General features: G+C 46.8%; 14 protein-coding genes and 1 pseudogene. 12 read left to right on the forward strand and 3 right to left on the reverse strand.

Annotated elements, in window-relative coordinates; translation table 11 throughout:
* Window positions 1–108 precede the first annotated feature (108 nt).
* Both BC792_RS00110 and BC792_RS00115 read left to right on the forward strand, forming a co-directional pair.
* Window positions 109–1356 (forward strand): 3-deoxy-D-manno-octulosonic acid transferase, encoded by a 1248-nt coding sequence (locus BC792_RS00110; RefSeq protein WP_148906958.1) that lies wholly within the window; start codon window positions 109–111, stop codon window positions 1354–1356.
* A 501-nt stretch (window positions 1357–1857) separates the two neighbouring features.
* Window positions 1858–4329 carry a glutaminase family protein gene (locus BC792_RS00115; protein ID WP_211357424.1) on the forward strand — a complete coding sequence of 824 codons (2472 nt, stop codon included), beginning with the start codon at window positions 1858–1860 and terminating at the stop codon, window positions 4327–4329.
* A 137-nt stretch (window positions 4330–4466) separates the two neighbouring features.
* Here the strand turns inward: BC792_RS00115 and BC792_RS00120 are convergent, their stop codons facing one another.
* A complete protein-coding gene (locus tag BC792_RS00120; protein WP_148906959.1) occupies window positions 4467–5915 on the reverse strand; it encodes a glyceraldehyde-3-phosphate dehydrogenase in 1449 nt (482 codons plus the stop codon).
* Between the two features lie 399 nt (window positions 5916–6314).
* On the opposite strand from BC792_RS00120, the gene rhaT reads away from it, so the two are divergent.
* The 4 genes from rhaT (at window position 6315) to BC792_RS00140 (ending at window position 12479) form a co-directional block, all read left to right on the forward strand.
* Complete coding sequence (rhaT, locus tag BC792_RS00125; RefSeq protein ID WP_148906960.1) at window positions 6315–7388, forward strand: L-rhamnose/proton symporter RhaT; 1074 nt, start codon at window positions 6315–6317, stop codon at window positions 7386–7388.
* A 19-nt stretch (window positions 7389–7407) separates the two neighbouring features.
* Window positions 7408–9516, forward strand: coding sequence for a bifunctional aldolase/short-chain dehydrogenase (locus tag BC792_RS00130; RefSeq protein ID WP_148906961.1), 2109 nt, complete (start codon window positions 7408–7410; stop codon window positions 9514–9516).
* Window positions 9517–9843: 327 nt separating this feature from the next.
* Entirely contained in the window at window positions 9844–11118 is a 1275-nt protein-coding gene (locus tag BC792_RS00135; protein ID WP_148906962.1) for a sugar isomerase, read from the forward strand.
* A 5-nt stretch (window positions 11119–11123) separates the two neighbouring features.
* Window positions 11124–12479 carry an FGGY-family carbohydrate kinase gene (locus BC792_RS00140; protein WP_148906963.1) on the forward strand — a complete coding sequence of 452 codons (1356 nt, stop codon included), beginning with the start codon at window positions 11124–11126 and terminating at the stop codon, window positions 12477–12479.
* 128 nt (window positions 12480–12607) lie between these two features.
* On the opposite strand, the gene BC792_RS18235 is transcribed toward BC792_RS00140, so the two are convergent.
* The gene (locus tag BC792_RS18235; protein ID WP_170249920.1) at window positions 12608–12772 is read right to left on the reverse strand and encodes a hypothetical protein; all 165 of its coding nucleotides are present in this window, start codon (window positions 12770–12772) and stop codon (window positions 12608–12610) included.
* A gap of 265 nt (window positions 12773–13037) precedes the next feature.
* On the opposite strand from BC792_RS18235, the gene BC792_RS00145 reads away from it, so the two are divergent.
* Window positions 13038–14354: a rhamnogalacturonan acetylesterase gene (locus BC792_RS00145; RefSeq protein WP_148906964.1), complete on the forward strand. Its 1317-nt coding sequence runs from the start codon at window positions 13038–13040 to the stop codon at window positions 14352–14354.
* Here the strand turns inward: BC792_RS00145 and BC792_RS18775 are convergent.
* Window positions 14353–14487: pseudogene (locus BC792_RS18775) on the reverse strand (IS982 family transposase); the annotation flags it as partial. The gene BC792_RS00145 and the pseudogene BC792_RS18775 overlap by 2 nt on opposite strands.
* 745 nt (window positions 14488–15232) lie before the next feature.
* Between BC792_RS18775 and BC792_RS00155 the strand changes: the two are divergent.
* Genes BC792_RS00155 through BC792_RS00175 form a run of 5 tightly spaced genes read left to right on the forward strand, consistent with a single transcriptional unit; the run spans window position 15233 to window position 25391 of the window.
* Window positions 15233–17461: a fasciclin domain-containing protein gene (locus BC792_RS00155; protein WP_148906965.1), complete on the forward strand. Its 2229-nt coding sequence runs from the start codon at window positions 15233–15235 to the stop codon at window positions 17459–17461.
* Between the two features lie 9 nt (window positions 17462–17470).
* The gene (locus tag BC792_RS00160) at window positions 17471–20743 is read left to right on the forward strand and encodes a SusC/RagA family TonB-linked outer membrane protein (protein ID WP_148906966.1); all 3273 of its coding nucleotides are present in this window, start codon (window positions 17471–17473) and stop codon (window positions 20741–20743) included.
* 17 nt (window positions 20744–20760) lie between these two features.
* Window positions 20761–22263 carry a RagB/SusD family nutrient uptake outer membrane protein gene (locus BC792_RS00165; RefSeq protein WP_148906967.1) on the forward strand — a complete coding sequence of 501 codons (1503 nt, stop codon included), beginning with the start codon at window positions 20761–20763 and terminating at the stop codon, window positions 22261–22263.
* The gene (locus BC792_RS00170) at window positions 22253–23926 is read left to right on the forward strand and encodes a fasciclin domain-containing protein (protein ID WP_148906968.1); all 1674 of its coding nucleotides are present in this window, start codon (window positions 22253–22255) and stop codon (window positions 23924–23926) included. The genes BC792_RS00165 and BC792_RS00170 overlap by 11 nt, the downstream gene beginning before the upstream one ends.
* Window positions 23927–23945: 19 nt before the next feature.
* Entirely contained in the window at window positions 23946–25391 is a 1446-nt protein-coding gene (locus BC792_RS00175; protein WP_170249921.1) for a fasciclin domain-containing protein, read from the forward strand.
* Window positions 25392–25395: the final 4 nt, after the last annotated feature.

The raw sequence follows: 25395 nt of genomic DNA on the forward strand, positions 1-25395 counted from the left end.
AACGTACGGTGGGGGGGAAAGCTACATGCGCATTCTATGTGTACCGCATTATGTTGCACATAAAAATGAATTTATGTAGGTTTGACGAATATAAGGATATTTTTCAACATGCGGCTTCTCTACGACTTAGGAATTAGCGCTTACACCCTGTTATTACGGGGGGTATCTCCCTGTCATGTCAAAGCAAAGAAATGGGTCGACGGGCGTAGGCATCTATTTTCTGAGATCGAGCGGGCAGTGGGGAAAGGCATGCGTCCTATATGGTTTCACTTTGCTTCATTAGGCGAGTTTGAGCAGGGTAGGTCGGTGATGGAAGCCATTAAGAGGAAATATCCCCATGAAAAGATTCTTATCACATTCTTTTCGCCTTCGGGCTATGAGATCCGAAAGAACACGCCCCTGGCTGACTACGTGTTTTACCTGCCTACGGATACAGGGCAGCATGCGCGCCGGTTTTTAGATCTGGTTGATCCGAAGCTTGCCATTTTTACCAAGTACGAGTATTGGTACCATTACTTTCGCGAGTTACGGCGGAGAAAGATACGGCTCCTGATGATCTCTGCCATCTTTCGCGAGGAGCAGATTTTTTTCAAATGGTACGGTGGATTTTTCCGGAAGATCCTCCGGCAGGTCTCTTTCTTTTTTACACAAAACATAGATTCGGTATATTGGCTGAAATCCATCCACATTACGCAGGCTGGGCTCGCAGGCGATACGCGTTTCGACCGCGTAGTCGATATTCCGAAGCATGGAAAGCCTGTCCCGGAGGTTGAGCGATTTATAACGGGTGCGGCGCACGTTGTTGTTGCAGGAAGTACCTGGCCGCAGGACGAAGTTCTGCTGGAGGCTCTACTGTCGGAAAGGCAGACGTGGAAAGCAGTTGTCGCCCCGCATGAGGTCGATGAGGCCCATATCCGACAGATAAAGGAACGGTTCCCCACAGCGTTATTGTTTTCTCAGTTCCGGCATTACACTCCAGATGATATTTCCGAAGCTCAGGTTTTGATCATCGATAATATTGGCATGCTTTCCTCCTTGTACGGCTATGGGAGTGTCGCTTACATCGGTGGTGGATTTGGGGCGGGAATCCACAACACCTTAGAGGCGGCCACATATGGCATTCCCGTGGTTTTCGGTCCTAAATACGGGAAGTTTCAAGAGGCGGTAGACCTTATTGAACATGGAGCAGCCTTTTGCATTCAAAACAGGAAAGAGTTAAACGACATATTTTCAGCCTTGGAAAATCCGGAGCAAAGAAACGTCGCAGGTACCAGAGCGAGGGGCTACGTCGAAGAAAAGGCGGGTGCTACACCGATCATCATGAAATATCTGGAAACCGAACGGTTGCTGTCCTGACGAGTCCCCGTCACGTTTCTCTGTTTGTCTTCCGGCGGGGGGACTCGTCTGATCTCTTTTCAAAACCTCGGTCCTCGGAATGTCCGGATTACAAAGTTATGGAATAACCGATATTTTTGCTAACTTGCTAATTCGTATTAGCTAATTGTAAAAACTAATCAAAGTGTGGCAAATTCTGTTCAAAATGAACGTTTTGCGGTACACGGGGACGTAATATATATAAGGAAATTCTACTTTTATATGAAATCTTCACCGTGCTACGCCCAACGGAGTGAGCTCATGAATGCCATTGAAGATAGACACGAATAGATTAGTTGGATATCAATCAATATGAACCGCCTCCCCACGCCGTGGAGGAAAAACCGGTGGACGTGTGAACGGGGGGCGACCTTTCGCTATACGTTAAGAAGCTTATGGGGCCAGCATCCATTGATGGAATGTATGCCGTATTGCTTAGGCCGGTTGTATAATAATAAAATTAACGCATCAATTAATAAACATATGGAAATCAAAAAAATGAAGGGTATTTTACTTTTACTGGGACTGGCTGTCGCGGGCCTGTCGTCATCCTTTGCACAAGGGACGCAGAATGGGCTAAGGGCGCCTGCGTATCCCTTGATTACTATCGACCCGAACATGAGCGCATGGTCGCCGGTGGACAATTTGTATGAAGGAGCTGTAACACATTGGTCGGATAACCGCCCGCTGCCGCTGATTGGCGTCATTAAGGTCGGTAAAACCTACTATCGTTTCCTTGGAACGGAAGAAACGGAGTTGTTATCGCTTGTTTCTAATGGGGAAGACAAACCTTGGGCCGCGAAATATACAACAAAGCAACCAGGAGGCGACTGGACCGCACCTAATTATGACGACAAAAATTGGCTGGCCGGAGAGGGGGCTTTCGGCACCTTCGAGAATGAACCGTTAAGTAAAACCAATTGGACGACAGACAGAATATGGGTGAGAAGAGAAATTGTCCTTAACGAGCAGGTAGCAAACAGAGACGTGTTCCTGGAGTATGCGCACGATGATGATGCAGAGTTTTATGTTAACGGCGTAAAGGTTGTTTCAACGGGACAGGCGACCGGTAAGAATAGAAAGATTAAACTAAACGAACGTGCTTTAAAGTCGTTGAAGAAAGGAAAAAACGTGCTCGCGGCCTATTGCCATAACGGCGGAGGTAACGGCTTTCTTGATATGGGGCTGCAGATTGAACGCGCTGACAAAAAATATTTTATGACAGAGGCAAAGCAACTGTCGGCCGATGTTCAGCCCATGCGGACTAACTACCTGTTTCAGTGTGGCGATGCTCAGCTGAAGGTGAGTTTTACAGCTCCGTTGTTTCTGGACGACTTGATGCTGTTGGCACGCCCAATCAACTATTTAAGCTATGAAGTTACTTCTCCGAAGACTCAGGACGTTGAGCTGTATTTCGAGGCGGCACCAAATTGGGCGTTGAATCTGCCTTCTCAGGAATCTGTTAGCGAACATTTTGAGAGTAACGGGCTTGTTTACGTAAAGACGGGAAGCGTTGCGCAAAAGCTGTTGGGCAGAAAAGGGGATCATGTCCGTAATGACTGGGGATATTTTTATATGGCTGGAGAAAAGTCTGCTACCCAGGCTTTGGTGGGGAGTCCCAGCGCAATCCGGGCGTCTTTTACGGGCGGAAAGGCGCAGGACAATGCCAGCGGAAGACAGCTGGCGCTGATTCAAAAGGGCCGTGTGTCCGGGAAGCTCTCGGGAAAAATTGCCATCGGATATGATGACATTTACGCTATTCAATACTTCGGACAGAACCTAAGACCATATTGGAATAAGACGGGACAAGAAAATATCGAAGGACAATTCGAGCGCGCTTTTGAAGAATATGGAGCCATTATGAAAAGGGTAGACGAATTCGATACCGGGTTTATGCAGAAGTATGCTCGCTTTGGCCGGGAATATGCGGAGCTGTGTGCGCTAGCCTACCGTCAGTCAATTGCAGCGCACAAGCTCGTTGAAGCACCGAACGGCGATCTGCTCCTGCTTTCCAAAGAAAACGACAGTAACGGTTCTATCGGTACCGTCGATGTTACATATCCGTCGGCGCCACTATTCCTTTACTATAACCCCGAGTTAGCAAAAGGGCTACTCAACTTTATTTTTTACTACTCCGAATCCGGTAAATGGCAGAAGCCATTTGCGGCGCATGATGTCGGTACATATCCGATAGCCAATGGTCAGACATATGGCGGCGACATGCCGGTAGAGGAAAGCGGAAACATGCTGATTTTGACATACGCCATAGCGCGGGCTGAAGGTGACGCGGCCTATGCGCAGCAGCATTGGAACGTGCTGACGACGTGGGCAGATTACCTTGTGGAAAAAGGTTTGGATCCTGAAAATCAGCTGTGTACAGATGATTTTGCGGGTCACTTCGCTCATAATGCCAACCTTTCTATAAAAGCGATTCTCGGCATTGCCTCTTATGGCTATTTAGCCAAAATGCTGGGGCGGGACCAGGTCGCTGACCGCTACCTGGCTATTGCCAAAGAAATGGGGCAGCAGTGGGAAAAGATGGCAAACGATGGGGATCATTATCGTTTGACCTTTGATAAACCGGGGACATGGAGTCAAAAATATAATCTGGTCTGGGACAAACTTTTAGGAATGAATGTGTTCGATGATCAGATCCGGAAAAAGGAAGTGGCCTACTACCTGACCAAGCAAAATAAGTACGGACTGCCACTGGACAGCCGGGAAACCTATACAAAAAGCGACTGGGTGTTATGGACAGCTGTTTTAGCGGACGACTTACCGTCCTTCCAGTCGTTCGTTAAACCTATTCATGCCTTCATGGACGAGACGGTACATCGCGTGCCTATGTCGGATTGGATATTCACGGATAAACCTGACCGAAGAGGCTTTAAGGCCCGTTCGGTAGTTGGAGGGTATTTCATGAAAATGCTGGAGGAAAAATATGGCAGTCAATAGGCCATGCATGCCATGCTCTGCCCGATAGCGCGTGGCTATCTCCTAAATGGTAATCTTGCCGTGCTTCGACTACACTTAGTAATCGACGCACGGCAAAAAAGTGAAATCGGTCTTCTGTTGCTCCTTCCTGAAAGTTGTTAGTAGTAGGTGAACCGCTTGATGCCGGATAAATAATTGGCGAGCCGGAGTACCTGATGTGTATATCCGTACTCGTTGTCGTACCAGACATATAAAATAATGTTTTTGCCATCTGATGAGACGATCGTCGCCGATATGTCCACAACTGATGCGGCAGTCGTCCCCACAATATCGGAGGAGACCAGTTCGACGTTGTTTTCATATTTTATCTGTTCAACAAGGTGTCCCGTTAATGCGGCGCTTTTTAGTGTGCTAAGGAGGTTGGACATTTCGGTTGGCTTCTGTATCGCTAACTGCAGTATAGCTAAAGACCCGTTTGGGACGGGTACACGGATGGCATTTGACGTAAGCCTGCCGGCTAAGGAGGGTAGGATCTTTGCGACGGCTTCGCCGGCGCCCGTTTCCGTGATGACCATGTTTAACGCTGCTGCCCGGCCTCTTCTGTTTTTCTTGTGCATGTTGTCTACCAGGTTCTGATCGTTGGTATAGGCGTGTACCGTCTCTATATGTCCTTTGACGATTCCATACTCCCGTTCGATCACCGCCAGCACCGGACAGATGGCGTTCGTTGTACAGGATGCAGCAGAACACAGCTGTGTTGCCGCGGGTGCAACCTGACCTTCGTTTACTCCAAATACCACGTTGGGGATGTCCTTTCCCGGAGCGGTAAGCAGCACCTGACCGACACCTTTCGACTGCAGGTGGCGGGCGAGCTCTTGCTCGTTCCGATAGGCGCCAGTGTTGTCTATGATGAGCGCACCCCTGATTCCGTACCGCGTATAATCGAGCCCCTCGGGCGTCTGGGTCGACAGTACGTATACCGTTGCGCCGTTGATGATGAGTGCCTGTTTTTCTACATCAACGTCTATCGTTCCTTCAAAGTCGCCGTGAATAGAGTCTTTTCGCAGCAACCCTGCCCGCTTTTCCAGTGTTTTCTTATCCACCCGGTCGCGGGTCACGATGGCACGTAAACATAGTCCTTTCCCGCTGCCGGCCTTGTTAGCGAGTTCCCGTGCAAGGAGCCGTCCAATCCTGCCGAATCCGTAGAGCACGACATCCTTTGCTTCCGATGTTGCATGGCGTACTACGGGTGCCATGCGCCGCTTTACGAAGAAACTTAAGGATTGCTCATCCATCACGGATTCTCTGGCTTCAATTGCCAATGTGCCGATGTCAATGCGCGATGGCGGAAGGTGAAGCTCCCGGATGATCTCCGCAATCCTGACCGTTTCAAAAATCGTTAAACTGTGATCTGCTAAGGCTGACGTGTGCTGGTGGAGCTGAAGGATCGAGCTCACACGTCGGTCAATAAGTTGGTTGCGGAGCAACACCAGCTCAACCTCTTGATTAAACCAAAGATCGCTCACAATTTCGACTAGTCTGACTGCAGCATTTTGTTTGATGGTGTGATGTCTAACTTCTTCCTCGAAAGTAGATGTGTGGGTCATAATTTATTATAAATGATTATCGGTACAAACATATCGAATTAGGCGATGAAAAATGGGTGTTTTTGAAAAATTGATAATATATTGATGCTTAAACGTTTTCCAGTTTTTGTTTTAATAAAAAAACACAGGGTTTTTTATTTTTTTTAAAAACACGTTCCGCATAAATATAGTGTGTTGTTACGGCGGGCAGATTCGAAGTGGTAAAATCGTCAAATAAGCCAACCCGTAAATTGTGGACCCGAAGCACGCGATTCGTGAACGTATTTTCCGTGATGCGAGGTAGCGCGCGGAACGCCGGGAATGTCGGTCTGCACTGCCATGACAGTCCATAACAGTTTTTATCATTTTTCGCTTTATCTTGGAGCCTGATTATGAATCTAGTTATCTAAAGTAAATTTTATGAACGCATTAGCAGGGGTTATATTTCACTTCATAGGAGGATTTGCATCGGGGAGCTTCTATGTGCCCTATAAAAAAGTGAAAGGATGGTCGTGGGAAGCTATGTGGATTTTGGGCGGTTTATTTTCTTGGATCATCGTTCCCCCTATAGCTGCATGGATCACCATTCCGAACTTTGGAGATATTATCCGTGAAACGGGGACATCTACAGTAGGATATACCTATTTGTTTGGCTTATTATGGGGGATTGGGGGCCTGACCTATGGGTTGGGGGTTCGCTATCTGGGCGTTTCGTTAGGGAGCAGTGTGATTTTAGGATTAAGTATGGTATTCGGCTCCTTGATGCCTGCCATTTATTATTTTTTCAACCAAGCACCAGGTAAGCACGGAATAGACTATTTTTTTACGACGAACGCGGGGATCTGTGTCATGATCGGACTGTTGGTGTGCATACTTGGAATCTACCTATGTGGCCGGGCGGGAATGCTTAAGGAAAGAAGCTTGTCGACCTTGTCGGCGGAGACCAAGTCTGATTACAACTTCGGGCTCGGAATTGTTGTTGCAATAGTCTCCGGTGTGCTAAGCGCCTGTTTCAATTTTGGGATAGAGGCCGGAAAGCCCATGGCGGATGTAGCCAATGGACTTTGGAAAGCGGCGAATCCCAATCAAGGAGAGTTTCTTTATCAGAACAACGTAACTTATGTTGTCATTTTGTGGGGAGGCTTTACAACCAACGTTGTTTGGTGCATATATCTACTGACGAAGAATAAGACGTTTACTGATTATGGAAAAGTTTCCGCGCCACTTGGAAAGAACCTTTTACTATGTGCCTTAGGCGGCACTACCTGGTATCTTCAGTTCTTTTTCTATGGCATGGGGGAAAGCCGTTTGGGAAATGGAGCAAGCTCATGGATTTTACATATGGCTTTTATCATTTTGATCTCCAACGCGTGGGGCGTCATCCTTAAAGAATGGAAGGGTGTAAACCGGCCGACATATCGTGCTATCATCGGTGGGATCGTCATTATCATTCTGTCAATCTGCATTGTGGGATTTGCGAAAACTTTAGAATAATAACATAAATTTTATAGCCGTGAAAGTATATAAACACGTTAACTACTTATGGGACGATGCAAAAGCAAAATCGCTGGAGGGCGATGAAGTTGCTTTACTGTTGTATCGTTCTAACTTATTAGGATCAGACTTGAGGATCACGAACTATGGTGGAGGAAATACATCGTGTAAATTAATAGATAAAGATCCCCTGACAGGAGAACCGGTCGAAGTGATGTGGATCAAGGGGTCAGGCGGAGATATTGGCACCCTGAAAAAGTCAGGTCTGGCAGCTCTATACGTCGAGCGGTTGCGTAACCTTGAAAAGGTTTATCGGGGTATCGCGCATGAGGATGAGATGGTAGAACTGTTTAACCATTGTATTTTTGACTTAAATTCGAAAGCGCCTTCCATCGACACGCCGTTGCATGGTTTCCTTCCTTTTAAACATATAGACCATTTGCACCCGGACGCGGCGATCGCGATTGCGGCGGCTAAAGATGGGAAAAAGATTACGGAGGAGCTATTTAACGGGAGCATCGGCTGGGTAGACTGGCAAAAGCCGGGCTTTGATCTGGGTTTGCAGCTGCGGGCATGTTTGGAAGAAAATCCCGGAATACGCGGGATCATGCTGGGCTCGCACGGATTATTCACCTGGGGAGATACGGCATACGAAAGTTATGTAAATTCGCTCGATGTTATCGAAACGTGTGCAGCGTATCTTGCTCAAAACTACGGAAAAGCGAGGCCTGTATTTGGCGGACACAAGATAACGAGCCTCGACGCTGAAGCACGTAAGGAGCAAGCTGCCAAACTGGCCCCTATTTTAAGGGGATTTTGTTCCAGCGAGCGCCATATGATCGGCCATTTTACGGACGACGAGAAGGTGCTGGAGTATATCAATTCCAATGACCTGGAGCGTTTAGCTCCTTTGGGAACCAGTTGTCCGGATCACTTTCTGCGTACAAAGATTCAACCGCTGATCTTGAATCTGGATAAAGAAGCCGACCTAAACAACGTGGAAGAAGTGAAAGCGCAGCTGCAGCCATTGTTCGAGGAGTATAGAGCGATGTATACAGACTACTATGAGACCTGTAAGCACGCCAATAGTCCGGCAATTAGAGATAGAAATCCTGTCATTATTCTATATCCGGGTGTTGGGATGTTTGCGTTTGCGAAAGACAAACAGACGGCTCGGGTGGCCGCAGAATTCTACATCAATGCGATCAATGTGATGAAAGGTTCCGAAGCGGTGAGCGAATACACGTCATTACCGCGTCAGGAGGCGTTTAATATTGAGTACTGGTTGTTGGAAGAAGCCAAGCTGCAACGTATGCCCAAGCCTAAGGCTCTGTCTGGAAAAATAGCTTTAGTAACCGGAAGTGCGGGAGGCATCGGCAAGGCGATAGCCAAGAAGTTTGCCAACGAAGGGGCGGTCGTCGTCCTGAACGACGTGAATGCTGAACGTCTGGCGGGCGCTGAAGAGGAGTTTGTAGGCTTATTCGGAAAAGATGCAGTGGCGACAGCTATCCTGGATGTAACAAATCAAGAGCAGATAGAGATAGCGTTGAAAGAAGCGGCGTTGGCATTCGGCGGAATAGACATTGTCGTGAATAATGCCGGGCTGTCCATTTCCAAAACGATAGAAGATCACACACAAAAGGACTGGAATCTACTATATGACGTACTAGTAAAAGGACAATTCCTCGTGACACAGGCGGCAACCAAGGTCTTAAAAGCGCAGGATATCGGTGGCGACATCGTTAATATTGTCAGCAAAAACGCGTTGGTAAGCGGGCCCAACAATGCCGGATATGGCAGTGCTAAGGCTGCACAGCTCCACCTGAGCCGCCTGAACGCGGCCGAACTCGGAGCCGCAAAAATCCGCGTGAACGTAGTGAATCCGGATGCAGTAATATCGGATAGCAACATCTGGGCCGGAGGATGGGCCGAAGGAAGAGCTAAAGCTTACGGAATAACTGTAGAGGAGTTGCCCGCATACTATGCTAAACGTACATTGCTCAACGAGATCATCCTGCCGGACGATATAGCCAACGCGTGTTTTACTTTTGTCGGAGGAAACCTCAATAAATCGACGGGAAATGTTCTCAATGTTGACGGTGGGGTGGCCATGGCCTTCGTAAGATAGCCCGAGAGGGGATCCGCCGGACGGCGGATCTGCTTTTCAATTAACCGGTATTTTCTCTTTAAAATAGTTCTTCGGGCAGAGGACATCGAAATAACTTGGTTTTATACGCGGATACCATTATTTTGTACATATAAGTGAATTTATTTAGGTTTTATTATTTTAAATGCAATAGCTATACCAGTCAAGACAGTTTGTGAACTTCTTTGGACCGCGTAAAACCTGCTGATTAATTGCAGTGCTTCGGACAAGTAGGTAAGCCGCTATCCATGAGAGAAACAGCAGCAATATGATCTTGATATTATAGCCTTTAAAAAAACGCAAATACATATGAAATTAGATAAACAATCGCTAGAACAGCATAACGAGAAACTTGCAGCAAAACATCGGCGTGCACTGACGTATGTTGCCGAAGATATCGCGCATGCAGAGGACGTTATTAGCAAACTGGAGCGGTTCCAGATTGCGATTCCAAGCTGGGCGCTCGGTACGGGGGGGACCCGCTTTGGCCGCTTCTCGGGAAAGGGCGAGCCGGGCAGCCTGGAACAAAAAATTGAAGATGTTGGCTTGCTCCATGCGCTTAACCGCTCCAGCGGAGCAATTTCTTTACATATTCCATGGGACATCCCGCAGGATGCAGCGAAAATTAAAACATTGGCGGCGTCCTATGGCCTTGTTTTCGACGCTGTCAATTCGAATACATTTCAAGATCAGCCGGGACAGGCGCATAGTTACAAGTTCGGATCGCTACACCACGTCGATCCTAATGTACGGCGGCAGGCGGTGGCCCATAATATCGAGGTGATCAACCACGGGGTGGCTTTAGGCTCGAAGGCCCTTACGGTATGGTTGGCAGACGGGTCTTCTTTTCCGGGACAGCTTAACTTCCGCGAGGCCTTTCAGAATACATTGGAAAGTCTGAAAGAAATTTATGCGCACTTACCGGAGGACTGGAAACTCTTTGTAGAGTACAAAGCATTCGAACCGTTCTTCTATTCGACAACGATTGGAGACTGGGGGCAGTCGCTGCTGCTGGCCAATAAGCTTGGCCCCCAGGCGTACACGTTGGTAGATCTGGGGCATCATCTGCCTAATGCAAATATCGAGCAGATTGTTTCGCTGCTGCTGATGGAAGGCAAGCTCGGCGGCTTTCATTTTAACGACAGTAAGTACGCCGATGATGATCTGACTGCCGGTAGTATCAAGCCATATCAGTTGTTTCTGATTTTTAACGAACTGGTTGAAGGAATGGATGCCCGGGGTCTGGACCATGCAACGGGTTTGGGTTGGATGATTGACGCTTCGCACAACTTAAAAGATCCCTTGGTAGATCTTTTACAGTCTGTCGAGGCAATAAAAATAGCATATGCCCAGGCGCTGTTGGTCGACAGGGTAGCACTGAAAGAAGCGCAGCGGAACAACGATGTGGTGCGGGCGCAGGAGATTCTACAGCACGCGTTCCGTACAGATGTCCGTCCTTTGGTTGCGGAAGCACGTTTGCGCCAGGGGGCAGCGTTGGATCCTGTAGGTTTGTTTCGTGCGTTGGATATGAGGGCTAAATTGATAGACGAGCGGGGCAGCGCATCGGTAGCAACAGGATTATAGCATTTATGGGGAAGTCACGTATACCGGTTGTTGCTGTATTCGATGTGGGGAAGACGAACAAAAAGCTATTTTTGTTTGACGAACGCTACCAGATCGTGTTTGAGCGGTCAGCACGGTTTCTTGAAACAGAAGACGAAGATGGAGACCCTTGTGAAAACCTGGAAAGTCTGCGCCTTTCTGTTTTCGATTCACTGCATGAGGTGTTCCGGCGCGATGAGTTTGATATCAAAGCGATCAACTTTACCTCCTATGGTGCCAGCTTTGTCTATCTAACGGATAGTGGCCGGCCGCTCACGCCGCTATACAATTATCTGAAGGCGTATCCGGAAGAGCTACAGGAGCGCCTGTATCAGCGGTATGGCGGTGTGGAGCAGTTTTCGCTGGATACCGCTTCGCCGGCACTAGGCAGCTTGAACGCGGGACTACAGGTGTTCCGTATCAAAGAACAAAAACCCGATATATTTGAACATGTCAAATATGCGGTCCACCTGCCACAATACCTTAGCTTTTTGGTATCGGGACAGATGTACTCCGATATGACTAGTATTGGTTGTCACACCGCCTTATGGGATTTCGGGAAAAAGGACTACCATCAATGGGTGAAAGACGCGGGGATTGATAAAAAGCTGGCCCCAATTGTCGGGGGGGATGAAGTGTTCTCCGCGGCATTTCCGGGCAGCACGTATAAGGTAGGTGTCGGATTACACGATAGTTCGTCGGCACTAATACCCTACCTTATTAATTTCCATGAACCGTTTATTCTCATCTCGACAGGCACATGGTGTATTTCTTTGAACCCTTTTAACGAAGAGGGCCTGACGAAAGAGCAATTGGAAAAAGACTGTTTGTTCTATATGACTTACGCCGGGACGCCTGTGAAAGCTTCCCGCTTATTTGCGGGGTATGAGCATGAATTGCAGGCCAAACGTATCGCTGACCACTTTCAGGTGACCACAGCGCGGTTTAAGCACGTACAGATCGACTGGGCCATTATTGAGAAACTGACCAAGGGCCGGATTATCCCGGAAAGCCTCGATGCTTTTAGCAAGGTAGACTTAAGCGGGTTTGACAATTTTGAAGAGGCGTACCATGCGCTGATTATCTACTTGGTACAGGCTCAGGTCGCGTCGACAAATCTGGTTTTTTCCGGACGAAGGATAAAGCGGATTTTCGTTGATGGAGGTTTTAGTAAGAATAGCATCTTTATGAATCTATTGGCCAAAGCCTTCGGCGATATCGAAATATATGCGGCGTCGATGGCACAAGCAACCGCAATTGGCGCAGCACTGGTTATCCACGACCATTGGAACAGCCTGCCTATTCCCAATAATATCATTGAACTCAGGTATTATAGGGCGTAGGATGTTCTCTGTTTTGAACATGGTGTTTAGCAGAAGGACCTATTCAGCCAACGGAGCCGGCTATACGTTACCGTAGCCGGCCCTTCCTTACTGTGGGTTTTCAGGAATTACAGAAATCTTCACCAGCATTATTTTTTTGCAACGACTTTATTGGTCAACCATATGGTGATTGCTGAACCGACGAGGGAAACGAGCGCTATACGGCTAATTCCGTAGCTTGAATCCAAAAAGTACAGCAGGCCTGCCGTCGTAATAAAGCATATAATAAGTGCCGCGATATTTGGAAACTTCATAATTCTATATTCATGTTCTTGATGTAACTGCTGTAACTAACTAAAGTTAATATAATTTATACAGAAGTTACAACCTTTTGCACCTTTAATTGCGAGATATGTACTTACTTTGCCTGGTAGCCTAGGATCAAACGTCTGATTGCAGCAGATGCGGAATAACACGCGAAGACCCTACATCCCGAAACTGGAGCAGGTGACGTCAGGTTGCCGGACCGATACCAAAAGCCTATCTTCGATAAGCCACGTATAGATCTATTTTTTACATATGGGTAAGTACCGCTTTATTGTTGTTATCGTCCTATGGTTAAGCAACCATTCCTTCCTTTTCGCGGCACAAATTAGTATGGAGTTCGTATTCGGTAATACAGGGAAAGAAGGGGCGATTGTGCTGGATAAATTGCCCTCGTACACAGAAAACGAACAGTTCGGTTTTGAGTTCGGGAGCGAGCACAACGTCGAGATATCAAGGTCCGAAAACAAACACCTCTTGTCGGCCAATCTTCCATTTTATTTTTCGGTTAAAGTTCCTGAAGGGAATTACCGTATTACAATTGGCTATCAGGGGCTCACGGACAGCGTGTACCATAGTACAGTTCGTTCGGAGTCTAGGCGTTTGCAGATCGAGCAGCTGCGCATTCCACCGGGACAGTTTGTTGAAAGAAGTTTCGTAGTACATTTAAAAAGTCCTAGGATAGGTGAAAACGTGCGGGTAAAGCTAAAAGGACCTAGAGAGGAAGGCAAGCTCGACTGGGATGATAAGCTTACATTGGAATTCCTGCAGACGAACCATATTGCTTACATCCGTATACAGCAGGTGGACAATATACGAACGCTCTTTTTGGCGGGAAACTCCACGGTCGTGAACCAGGAAGATGAGCCGTGGGCTTCTTGGGGGCAGATGATACCGCGTTTCTTTGATGAGCACGTGGTTGTTGCTAACCACGCAGAATCGGGGCTATCGTTGCGGTCTTTTCTGTCGTCCAATAGACTGTTAAAAATACTAAATTTAGTGAAGCCGGGCGACTATCTGTTTATTGAATTCGGGCACAACGATCAAAAAGAGATGGGGGCGGACGCTGGAGCATTCAATGGGTACACAAAACGCCTGCGTTTCTTTGTGCGGGAATTCCGTGCTAAAGGTGGTATACCTGTTATTGTTACATCCACCGCACGTCGGGCATTTGGGAGAGACGGACAGTTGCTGTATACGTTGGGCGATTATCCGGGAGCGGCGCGTAGGGTTGCTAAGGAACTTCGTGTTCCGCTGATTGATCTAAATAAAATGACGCGAATGTTCTATGAAACGCTGGGGGTCGAAAGGTCTAAGAAGGCTTTTGTGCACTATCCGGCAGGTACATTCCCTGATCAGCACCAGCCACTAGAGGACAATACACATTTTAACACATATGGAGCGTATCAAATCGCTAAGATGGTATTGCAGGGGATTAAAGGGTGTCGGCTTGAGATCGAAGAACATGTTATCGATCTACAGGCCTATCGTGCCGACTTTCCTGATTCCCCAGACACATGGTATTGGCCCTCCAGTATCAGAACTAGCTTACATCAACCTGAAGGAAACTAAGGTTACTCCGCTTGATTTTTTTGTTGTTGCATACTTTTATCGGTGTGGAGCCGACGAAAGATATTCCGCAGCAGCGGCCCAGACGGCATGTTTTTAGAAAGATTGTTATGGGCATCACGACTTTTTGATTAAGCTAAATGCAAAACAGTTTGTGCCATTTGAAAAACAGTTTGTCCTATCTGTATATACGTTTGTTGCAAACGAATGAACGTTTGCGACAAACGTGCTGCAGTTTGCCCCAAATGTAGGGCTGTTGGTCGCAATCTCTTATGACTTTATCACGAACAGATGATAGTATACGGTAAAGGCGTAGGTAAATGCTATATCCGCACATGTGTTTATGCTATATGCACATGCGTTTGTCGCCTACGTGTATTCAGTTGTTCCGAACGGAAAGCTATTTGCTTTAAAAGTATACCAATTCGGAGCAAACGCATAGCTGTTTAACCTCGTTTTTCTTTGTGCTTTATAAAAAAAGGATGTTGGACCCTCGCAGAGGTCTCATATTTATAGCAAGCATATATTTCTATAACGGTGTAAACCCTTTGGGTTTATCTTTCGTATAACGATTATGTACCTGTCGGATCATAGTTGAATTCTCCCACACTGTCCGTAGAGACGCTCCGCCTCACACGAAGGATAGGGTTGTTTCGAAGCTCATAAAGAATAGTCGAACGCAGGTAATAGTTGGCAGGATGCCACAGGTTGCAAACCGTCGACTTCCCAGATATATTTGATGTACAATTATAAGAACCGAAACGCCGGAGAAGGAAATAGATCTGTTTGATACAGATTTTTAAAATAAAAAGGGCTACTAACCTTTGTTAAAGATAAACTTAAGTAAGATTACATTTTTATAAACCTATTAAAACGAATATATGCGTATTTACAAGCTAACCTTTCACTGGGTGGTGTTCGCCGTTTTATGTATAAGCTGTCGGAAGGAAGCTTTCGATGACTACTACAGCCGCCCGGACGATCTGGAATCGCCGATATATACCCGGCTAGAGGAAGAAGGGAGATTTTCCCATTTTCGTCGGTTAATCGAAAAAGCGGGCTATATGCAGACGCTCAACCAAGCCGGATATTGGACATTGTTTGCGCCAAACGACGATGCGGTCCACCGCTTTCTGCAAGAGCACAACTATGCAACAGTAGAAGAAGTACCGGATGCTGTTGCCGAACAAATCGTCCGATACGCTTTAGTTTATAATGCTTTTCAGACCAACCGTATTGCTGATTACCAGTCCAATTTGGGATGGCAAGAGGGGATGGGATTCCGGAGGCGTACAGCTTATTATGATGGTTTCCGAAAAGAGAAAGTGAAGATTAATGGAACGGAAAGAGAAATCATTGTGGGAGCGTCGAATCGAAATAATGTGACAGTGAACTTCGGAACACCTTACTATGTAGATGGTGACAATAACAATAAATATGTAACCTATTTCCACGAAAAGTATAGACAGTTTAATAGTCTCTCTGCCGATGATTATAGTTTTTTTCATCCATCCATATCAACTTCAAATTTTCACTTCATGGGCGGTTCCGTCGCTAAAGCCGATATTATTGCGGAAAACGGGGTAATACATGAAGTGGATGTAGTGACCTTGCCCCGTCCGAGTTTAGATCAGTATCTGCGCGAAAATGAGGAATATAGCTTTTTCCGCGATTCAGTTTTAAACCAGTTTTTCGTAACATACGAATACAGCCCTACAGCGAGTAAAACCTACGAATATCGGACCGGACAGGTGGCGGAGGTATACATCAAAGTGTATGACCCACTGTTGGCCTTTTCGCCTAACAATGAGAACTTCCTCAAGGAGGAGGATAATGATGGACAGCGGGACGGGTATAGCATGTTTATTCCAACAAATGATGTTATAGTGCCTTGGATACGAAATGTATTTTTGGAGCATTACAAAACGCTGAACCGGGTTCCGAAAGGAGTTTTGGCAGACTTTGTCAACACGATGTTATGGCAGAGCGCTGTATGGCCCAGCCAGTTCTCCACAAAAACCAATCTACACGAAGAACCCGCCCGTTTTACCAAAGCAGATATCATTGATAAGCAAATTGTAAGCAACGGATTCTTTTATGGAACCAACAAGATACAGGAATCTGATTTGTTCAATACGGTCTATAGACATGTGATTTTGGATCCCGAATATTCGCTCATGCTAATGCTGTTGGAGCGCGAGCACAAACGGCTTGTTATCAATCCAGGAACGAAATTTACACTGTTTTTATTTTCCAATAGTCTACTGAATAGATTAGGTTATTCCTACAACGAACGGTTGAACGAGTGGTCGTGGATCGACCGTAATGGGAATACCATGGGACATGGGCAGACACAGACCCGTCTGGCGCGCTTGCTATATTCACATATCATCGAAACTCCAAATGATGAACTGGCAAATATCAATAATACACAAGGCTTTATCCAAACGGGGGATCGGGCATTGCCAGGAGAATTTATCAAATGGAAAAACGGCAATATTTATGCAGCAGGCAACGAACGTTTACAGGAGCCGGTACGCATTATCGGAACAGCGAAGTTTGGGAACAACGGACGTGTTTATTATGTAGACAATCTTTTGGAATTCTCGAATGAAACGGCCGGGGAAGCAATGGCGCGTATAGCGGCAGAAAACCCGAATGTTAGCCGATTCTGGGAATATGTTTCCAAATCGCCGCTCTACGTAGCAAACGACCGGGTGATTACCGGGGTGGCGGGCGGGAGCTTATATACCCTACTCATGCCAAATAACGAAGCTGTGCAACAGGCTATAGATGATGGTGTCTTACCTCCAGACCCAGCGACGGGAGATATCGTCGGTAAATTCCAGATAGAGAGCTTTATTAGATACCATATCCTGACGAATGTCAATGTTGCGCCTGATGGTAATCAGGATATCCTATCCGCCGTTACTTTAGCAAAAAATGTCGACGATGAATCGTTGACAGTGAATGTTTCCAACGCCGTCGGGAACCTACGCTTTGTAGATAGAAAGGGGAGAACGGTGTCGACCGTTTATACGCCCGATCTATACCTGAGCGATCGCATCGTGTTACATGAGCTGAACGGATACTTAAACTACAACAATTAAATCCAAATTATGAGACAATTAACATATAGTTTTTCGCTTTTGTTGTTTTGGATATGCTGTGTAGGGCAGACAGCGGTCGCGCAACACATTGTGCGCGGCAAGGTAATTGATGCCACATCCAAACAGCCCTTGGCGGGGGTTACAGTTTCCGAACTGAGTGCCGACAATCGAACGGTGGCTGCAACAACTACGGATATAGAAGGTAATTATGCCTTAGCAGTCACTACGGCATTGAACCGGTTGAACTTTTCATTTATCAGTTACAACGCACAAGTGGTGCGCATCAATAGCAGAAACCAGATCAACCTGGAACTGCGCTCCAGTGATAGCCAAATTGAAGAAATCGTCGTTACGGGTGCCGGCGGAGCCAAGCCTAATACTGGGTTATTGAATATTTCCGCCCGGGATTTAACGACGGCTACGGCAACTATTAATGCGAGTGTATTACAGGATATGCAATCGGCGTCTATTGACGAGGCCCTGCAGGGGCGCTTGCCAGGCGTTGATATAGCCGCCAACTCCGGTGATCCGGGTTCGGGGATGTCGATTCGTATACGAGGTACCTCGTCCTTAAGTGGTAGCGCGGAACCCCTGATTGTAGTTGACGGCATGCCTTACGAAACGGAGATTCCGGGCGACTTTAACTTCGGAGCAGCCGACGAAGATGCCTATGCCCAGTTACTGAATGTGGCTCCGGCAGATATAGAGACGATTTCTGTTTTAAAAGATGCTGCAGCGACGGCCATGTGGGGGGCAAGAGGTTCCAACGGCGTCCTGTTGATTACAACAAAGCGCGGAACGATGTCAAAGCCTCGGGTGGGATATTCCTTCCGCGGAGCGCTTTCCACTGTGCCAAGTGCTATTCCGTTGCTCAGCGGCGACCAATACTCTTCGCTGATTCCGGAAATGTATATGAACCGCACTGGCCAGCCTTTGAATACGCTGACCAGTAAAGAATTTCAATACGATCCGGGGGATGTATACTATTACCATAATTATAGCCAAAATACGGATTGGATTAAGGCGATTAACCAAACGGGTCTGTCCAACGACCATACCTTTTCGATACAAGGTGGTGGAGAAAAAGCAAGGTATTACTCTTCGGTTAGCTATCTGGGACAGCGCGGCGTAACGGTTGGAACGGGTTTAAACCGGATTGCCGCACGATTAAATTTAGATTACGACATATCAGAACGCATTAAATTCCGTACGGATATTGCCTATACCCATACGGTGACCGATCGAAATTACGTCAATTCCGGAGATAATCAGGATAACATCCGTGGAGCGGCGTACATTAAGATGCCAAATATGAGCTTGTATGAATACGATCCCTACGGAAACTTGATGCCGGTTTATTTCTCGCCGGGTCAAAACATTCAAGGGGCCTATCCTCGTACGTATAATCCGGCGGCAATGGCCGAATATGCCTACAATAAGCACATGGGCGAACGGATTACACCGACTTTTAATTTACGTTATGAACTGATTAAGGGAATACTGTTTTCGGATTTTAGTGTGATGTTCGATATGAACAACACGCGGGTGAATAATTTCTTACCACAGTTAGCAACGGGTAGGCCGTATACGGAGACGGTCGTGAACCGTGCGGGGGAATCCGATCGCGATGATTTTAGAATTCAGACAAAGTCCAACCTGATTTATACGCCGAATCTCGGCGATAAGATGAAGCATGATCTGCAGATGCTGTTTTCTTGGCAGACCGATGATTTTCGCGGGTTGAGTTATGAATCAATGATATCGAATACAGCCTCTACCTTATTGACCGACCCATCCAATCCAGGCCGGACACAGAACAACGAACTAGCATTGCGGGGCGGAGAAGGACAATCGCGATCAATTGGCGGTGTGTTTAGTACCCAATATAAATTCTTGGACCGCTATATCGTGAATGTGGGTGTCCGTGGCGATGGAAACTCCAAATTCGGAGCGAATTATCGTTACGGCTATTTTCCTTCTATTTCTACCCGCTGGCGTGTCTCGGGTGAACGCTTCATGGAGGACCTGTCGTTTATTGACGAGCTGAGTTTCCGTGCAAGTTACGGGCATTCTGGGAAAGCACCTCGTTACGATTACCTCTTTTACAGCAACATCGTGAGCTACGAGCAGACGTATCTGGGTGAAGCAGGAACAGTCCCGGCGAATATGGCGTATAGAAATCTCAAATTCGAACGGGTGAAAGGGGCCAATGTAGGATTGAATCTGGAAATGTGGAAACGACGTTTCCGTTTGGATTTAGAGTTGTATCGCAATCGTACCACCGACATGCTGTTCGATGACTTAGGTGTACCCAATACCTCGGGATTCGAAAGCATCTGGCTGAACTACGGTGTGATGGACAACCAAGGATGGGAATTGAATCTTCATGCGACCCCGTACCGTTCGAAAAACTTAATGATCGATTTTGCCTTTAATATTGCGCGGAACCTGAACGTGGTGCGCGACGTACCGGAGTTCTTTGTAAACGAATCGGGAACCGGAACGGTCAATGGCGATTATAAACGATTCCTACAGATTAATAACCCCATTGGTTCCTTCTTTGGTTACCGTTACGAGGGCGTGTACTCGACCCTCGAAGAGACGATCGCGAAAGATATCAATGGTCAGCCAATTTATGGCCCGGACGGCGAGCCCGTGTATATGCGGTTTAACTACCCCTATACCGATTACGTGTTTCAGCCAGGAGACGCAAAATATGCGGATATCAACAACGATGGCAGTATAGACGAGCGGGACATCGTATATCTCGGCAATTCTAATCCGAGGTTTACGGGGGGATTCGGACCATCGATTACGATTAAGAATAGTTTGCGGATAAACCTGTTTTTCAATTTCCGGTTAGGATATGAAGTCATTAACGATGCATTGATGCATACCACAAAGATGACCAACTATGATAACCAGTCGACTGCCGTATTACGCCGCTGGAGGAAAGAGGGCGACGTGACCGACATGCCGCGGGCACTGATGGGTATGGGGTATAACTGGTTGGGGTCCGATCGTTATGTGCAGGATGCATCGTTTCTTCGTTTCCGTTCGGCGACGGTCAGTTATACCTTTAATCGAGGCAGTATGATTGATCGTATAGGCATGAGTAATCTGCGCTTGTACGTAACGGGCGAAAATTTCTATACCTGGACGAGGTATCTGGGGCAGGATCCGGAAGTCAACATGCAGAGCGGCATTTTCGGTTTGGCACGGGACAATTCGCGCACACCACCAACGATGCGCTTTACATTCGGTTTATCGACAAATTTTTAACCTAGAAGGAGATAGTGATGATACATATATTCAAAAAATCAATTCCCGTCCTTGCAATTGTGTTGCTAAGTTTCAGTTCCTGTAATAAATGGTTGGAGCTCAAACCACAGGAAGGGGTAGTTGCCGAGGATTATTGGAAAACGAAGGAGCAGGTGCGGGCCGCAGTCAATGGGCTGTACATATCCTTGATAACACCGATCTATGGCAACCGGCACCTGAGTCAGGAGCTTTTTATGCATGCTGAGATCCGTACCGATATGGTCGATATCAGTACATTCGCTCCACAGACGTATACCGAATACCGTTTTGCCGATATGCTGCCGACCAATTTGTTCAGCGATTGGGGCATGTTCTATAAGATTATTAATTACTGCAATAACGTTATCGACAATGCGCCGGCCGTCCGAGAACTTGATCCGACGTTTACACAAGCAGATCTAGATGCCTATGTAGGCGAGGCCTTGGCAATTCGGGCCTGGATGTATCTTAATCTAGCGCGTATTTGGGGTGATGTGCCAATTAAATTAACATATACCGCTTCAGACGAGGATTTAGTGTCCATCGCGAAATCACCGCAGGCAACAGTGCTGCAGGCAGTAGTAGACGATCTGCTCCGTGCCGAGCCGATGGTACGTGAAACGTTTGGGAGCACGGCTGCAGATAAAGGCAAAATTACGCGCTATACCGTAAACGCCATGCTGGCAGACGCCTATCTCTGGCAAAACGACTTTCAAAAAGCCGCAGATGCCTGTGATGAAATTATCAATGCCGGCATATTTGAACTGGTACCGGGAGATCCATCCACTTGGTTGAACCAGCTTTTCGGACAGGGGAATTCTGTCGAAGGCATTTTTGAATTGCAGTATGACCGGCAACAACTGAATCCTTTTTATGCTTTGTTTCGGCAGAATGCCCTTTATACAGCCGGACAGCATGTATATGAAGATTTATTTCAATTTGACGCTATGGATCCAGAAAACTTTGACGTACGTGGCGATCGGGGTGCATTGTCGACTGCGACCAACATGATTTACAAGTACCATGGCCTAAACCGGACGCAGACCAAGTCGCTGGAAGAATCCTATACACATTGGATGGTTTACCGCTACGCGGATGTACTCCTGATGAAAGCCGAGGCGCTAAATGGTCTGAACCGTGGACAGGAGGCTCTCGATTTACTTTACACGATTCGGGAGCGTGGAAATGCCATGCAAGGTACTGATTTAGATCCTGCACCGGATGACCAGCAGGGCATCACCACGTTTATTGTCGAGGAACGTGCCCGGGAATTTGCGTACGAAGGAAAGCGTTGGTTTGATGTGTTGCGCAATGCCCGCCGGAACAATTACCAACGGATCGATTTGATTACCAATATGGTCGTAAACTATGCGCCGGCGGATCGGCAGCAAGCCATGCTCGGCAAATACCGCGATGTAAACAGCCATTACCTTCCGATTTATTTTATCGAGATCCAACGTAGCGGAGGTGTATTGCAACAAAATCCTTTTTATGGAAACTAAAGATATAACAGTGATGAAAGCGAAAAAGATATACCACATGACAGGTCTGCTGTTACTGGCAGCGGTACTCTGGTTGCCATTTTCCTGCACAAAAGAGAATTTTACGGAAACAACGGATACCCGTCCGAATATCAACCGCTTTCTAGCGGAACATGAAGATTATAGCCTTTTCGCCGAAGCCATTAAGCTGGCGGGTGCATCTTCGTATTTAGATGCTTGGGGGGCGTATACGGTGTTTGCACCCAATAACAGTGCCATGCAGACCTTTCTGCAAAGTGAAGGTAAAAGCAGCATAAGCGATCTCGCCGAGGCGGATGTGAAAGACTTGGTCAACCTTCATATTGTACAGGATACGGTTTCTACGGGGCAGTTTCGGGATGGCAAGATCCAGCGTAACTCGGTTTTCGGAATGTTTATCACGACTGCTGTACAAAATATAGAGGGGGAGTCGTATTTCGTCTTAAACAAAGAATCGAAGATTATTATGCCGAATATCCGGACGGGAAACGGGTTGATCCATGGGATCGATAAGGTATTTACGAAGGTGACGAATACGGTGATGCAGGAAATTGAAGCCGACCCAAATTTAAGTCTATTTGCCGAGGCCTTGCAACTAACCGGTTTGGATGCGGTGCTCAATCAACGGGTAGCCGAACAGTATTTCTCCGTGCTTGCGGTGAGCAATGCGACTTTTGCCCAACGAGGGTTCAACACGATACAGGATTTAGTAGAAAAGTACAATCATACCGGAAACCCAAAAAATCCAGAAGATAGCTTGTATATGCATATAGCCTACCACATTTTACCAGACTTGAAATATGTCTCCGATCTGGCCTTTTCCAGTTCGCACACCACGAAAGTACCACGTGAGGTACTTTTGGTCAAGGTGGATCGGGAGCGGATCTTGCTGAATGAAGAAGTCTGGCTTGGCGAACTGGAAGAAGGTGCCGAAGTAGATCGCCAGGCCAGCGATAATACGACGGTTAATGGTGTCTTGCACTATATTAAAGACGACATCTACATTAAACAACGGCAACCTTTCCGCGTGGATTGGGATCCGGCGGATCAACCGGAACTGCGTGTGGCGGGGGTGTACCGAAGAGGAACTTTAAGTATTCCAAAAGGTTATTTCCGAGATATGTCGTGGGGAGGCGGGGACGGCGAGCAATTGTGGTATAATGGCACGGCAAGCGGAAATATGGCGGGAGCTGCTTTTGGTGATGTCCTAGAAGTTCGGATGAGGACCGCTTGGATTCCTTGGATTGAGTTTAAGACACCTGTTGTGGTGAGGGGAAGATACAAGGTCTGGGTAGGCTGGCGGACGATCTCTAACAATGGACGGGGGAATACCATTGACACATATATCAATGGAGTGAAACTATCGAGATCCATAGCTAATCAAGAATATAGAATACGAGACTTGCCAGAGCGTGAATTGGAAAGTTTGGGTTATAAAAAACATTTGACACATAACAGTAACAACTATAATTGTAAAATGGTAGGTGTCGTCGATATCGAGATTACCGATCGGCAGACGTTACGTTTTGAAACTAGTACCAATCAGAACGCGAATTTTTTAATTGATTTCATTCAATTTATCCCGATAGACCAAGAACAAATCTATCCGCAGTTCGATACCGAGGGCAATGCTGTTTATCCGTAAACCTTTAAAGATGAATATAATGAAGAAACACCATATACTAACACCCCTGATCGGACTGATCTGTATCCTGTTACTACAAGTCAGTTGCTCCGATCCCTGGGATGAACACGCCCGGGATAATGAAGGGCTGACGAACGAACCTTTGTTGGAGCGGCTCGAAAAAGAACCGGAGTCTAACGAATTTATGAAATTGCTACGTGCCTCGGGCGTAGACAAAGTGTTGGATGGAAACAATGCCTACACCGTCTTTGTCCCCGAGAATAGCCGTATACAGGCTGTAGCCTCTTCACTGCAAAATGATGCGGAAGCGTTGGAACGCTTTGTGAAAAACCACATTGCCGTATCTACCCATCGGCTGAATGCCTCGGCGGATACCGTTCGTCTTACGATGCTCAGCGGTAAAATACTTGACTTCGTTAACAGCGAGATCGATGGCGCTGCCTTTACGAAAACAGACCAAGCGGGCGCCGACGGTATCTATCATATTATTACCGAAGTGCTGGCACCCAGACAAAGTTTATGGGAATATATAAACGAGCATAAAGATGAACAAAACGCTTTTATCCTGAGTTTGAATGATTATAACCTGCATGATACGGCTGTGGTCGAAGATCCCGAAGATTACTACTTAAACAACGAATTTCTGCGGGAAGTAGGCGATGTGCGGGACGAGACCAGGCGGTTTACCTATTTTGTGCTGAACGACGCGGATTTTATAGCGGAAGCACAACAGTTCCTACCCTACGTAAATTATCGCAACCATGCAGATTCCTCGTATGCTATCAGTCAGTATCATATCGTAAAAGATATGCTATTTGATCAGATGTATGATAAAGAAAATTTACCAGCTATGCTGCTCAGCAGATCCAATGTGCCGTTTCCGGTAGATAAATCAGCCATTAGCCGTTCCGTGCGCTTGAGTAATGGTTGGATTCATTTCTTGGATAGACCGACTTTGCCTATACCGAATAAACTCGTGGATGTTTATGTCGAAGGAGAGCAGCCCTGGGGCTTTTCAGCCTCGGTCGCGGAAAGAACGTTCCACCGGGTTCGCAAAGATCCGTTTGGCGAACTTTTTACCGATATCATGGTCCAAAACCATGGGGTTTCCAGTCTGCAGGTGTTATACCAGACCCCTCGGATGTATAGCACAGCTTATGATGTATACTGGCGAGCACTGAATGATGTACAGACGAACGTATTCCAGCAGCAGGTCGGGATTTTTGAGTTTGATACGCGTCCGAGCGAAGAAGATCCTGAGCAGGAAGTCAGAGATCGCATTTATGTATTTCCGTATACCAATGTAGAGCAAAATAATTATAGCGAGGTCTATTTGGGGGAATTTACTTTGGCAGACTATAGCCGGATTGTACCTGTATTGCAAGGAGCAGCGACTACAGCAAATGGAAATAACACGTTGGTACTGGATTACTTACGCTTTGTGCCGAAACTAAAAACCAACTAAACCA

The organism is Sphingobacterium allocomposti (assembly GCF_008124885.1).
Classification (GTDB): domain Bacteria; phylum Bacteroidota; class Bacteroidia; order Sphingobacteriales; family Sphingobacteriaceae; genus Sphingobacterium; species Sphingobacterium allocomposti.

Bases quoted from the DNA above. Each gene is read 5' to 3' on its own strand.
- BC792_RS00155 (WP_148906965.1), top strand. From the start codon at position 15,233: ATGCGTATTTACAAGCTAACCTTTCACTGGGTGGTGTTCGCCGTTTTA.
- BC792_RS00160 (WP_148906966.1), top strand. From the start codon at position 17,471: ATGAGACAATTAACATATAGTTTTTCGCTTTTGTTGTTTTGGATATGC.
- rhaT (WP_148906960.1), top strand. From the start codon at position 6,315: ATGAACGCATTAGCAGGGGTTATATTTCACTTCATAGGAGGATTTGCA.
- BC792_RS00120 (WP_148906959.1), bottom strand. From the start codon at position 5,915: ATGACCCACACATCTACTTTCGAGGAAGAAGTTAGACATCACACCATC.
- BC792_RS00110 (WP_148906958.1), top strand. From the start codon at position 109: ATGCGGCTTCTCTACGACTTAGGAATTAGCGCTTACACCCTGTTATTA.
- BC792_RS00165 (WP_148906967.1), top strand. From the start codon at position 20,761: ATGATACATATATTCAAAAAATCAATTCCCGTCCTTGCAATTGTGTTG.
- BC792_RS00145 (WP_148906964.1), top strand. From the start codon at position 13,038: ATGGGTAAGTACCGCTTTATTGTTGTTATCGTCCTATGGTTAAGCAAC.
- BC792_RS00170 (WP_148906968.1), top strand. From the start codon at position 22,253: ATGGAAACTAAAGATATAACAGTGATGAAAGCGAAAAAGATATACCAC.
- BC792_RS00175 (WP_170249921.1), top strand. From the start codon at position 23,946: ATGAAGAAACACCATATACTAACACCCCTGATCGGACTGATCTGTATC.
- BC792_RS18235 (WP_170249920.1), bottom strand. From the start codon at position 12,772: ATGAAGTTTCCAAATATCGCGGCACTTATTATATGCTTTATTACGACG.
- BC792_RS00115 (WP_211357424.1), top strand. From the start codon at position 1,858: ATGGAAATCAAAAAAATGAAGGGTATTTTACTTTTACTGGGACTGGCT.
- BC792_RS00135 (WP_148906962.1), top strand. From the start codon at position 9,844: ATGAAATTAGATAAACAATCGCTAGAACAGCATAACGAGAAACTTGCA.
- BC792_RS00140 (WP_148906963.1), top strand. From the start codon at position 11,124: ATGGGGAAGTCACGTATACCGGTTGTTGCTGTATTCGATGTGGGGAAG.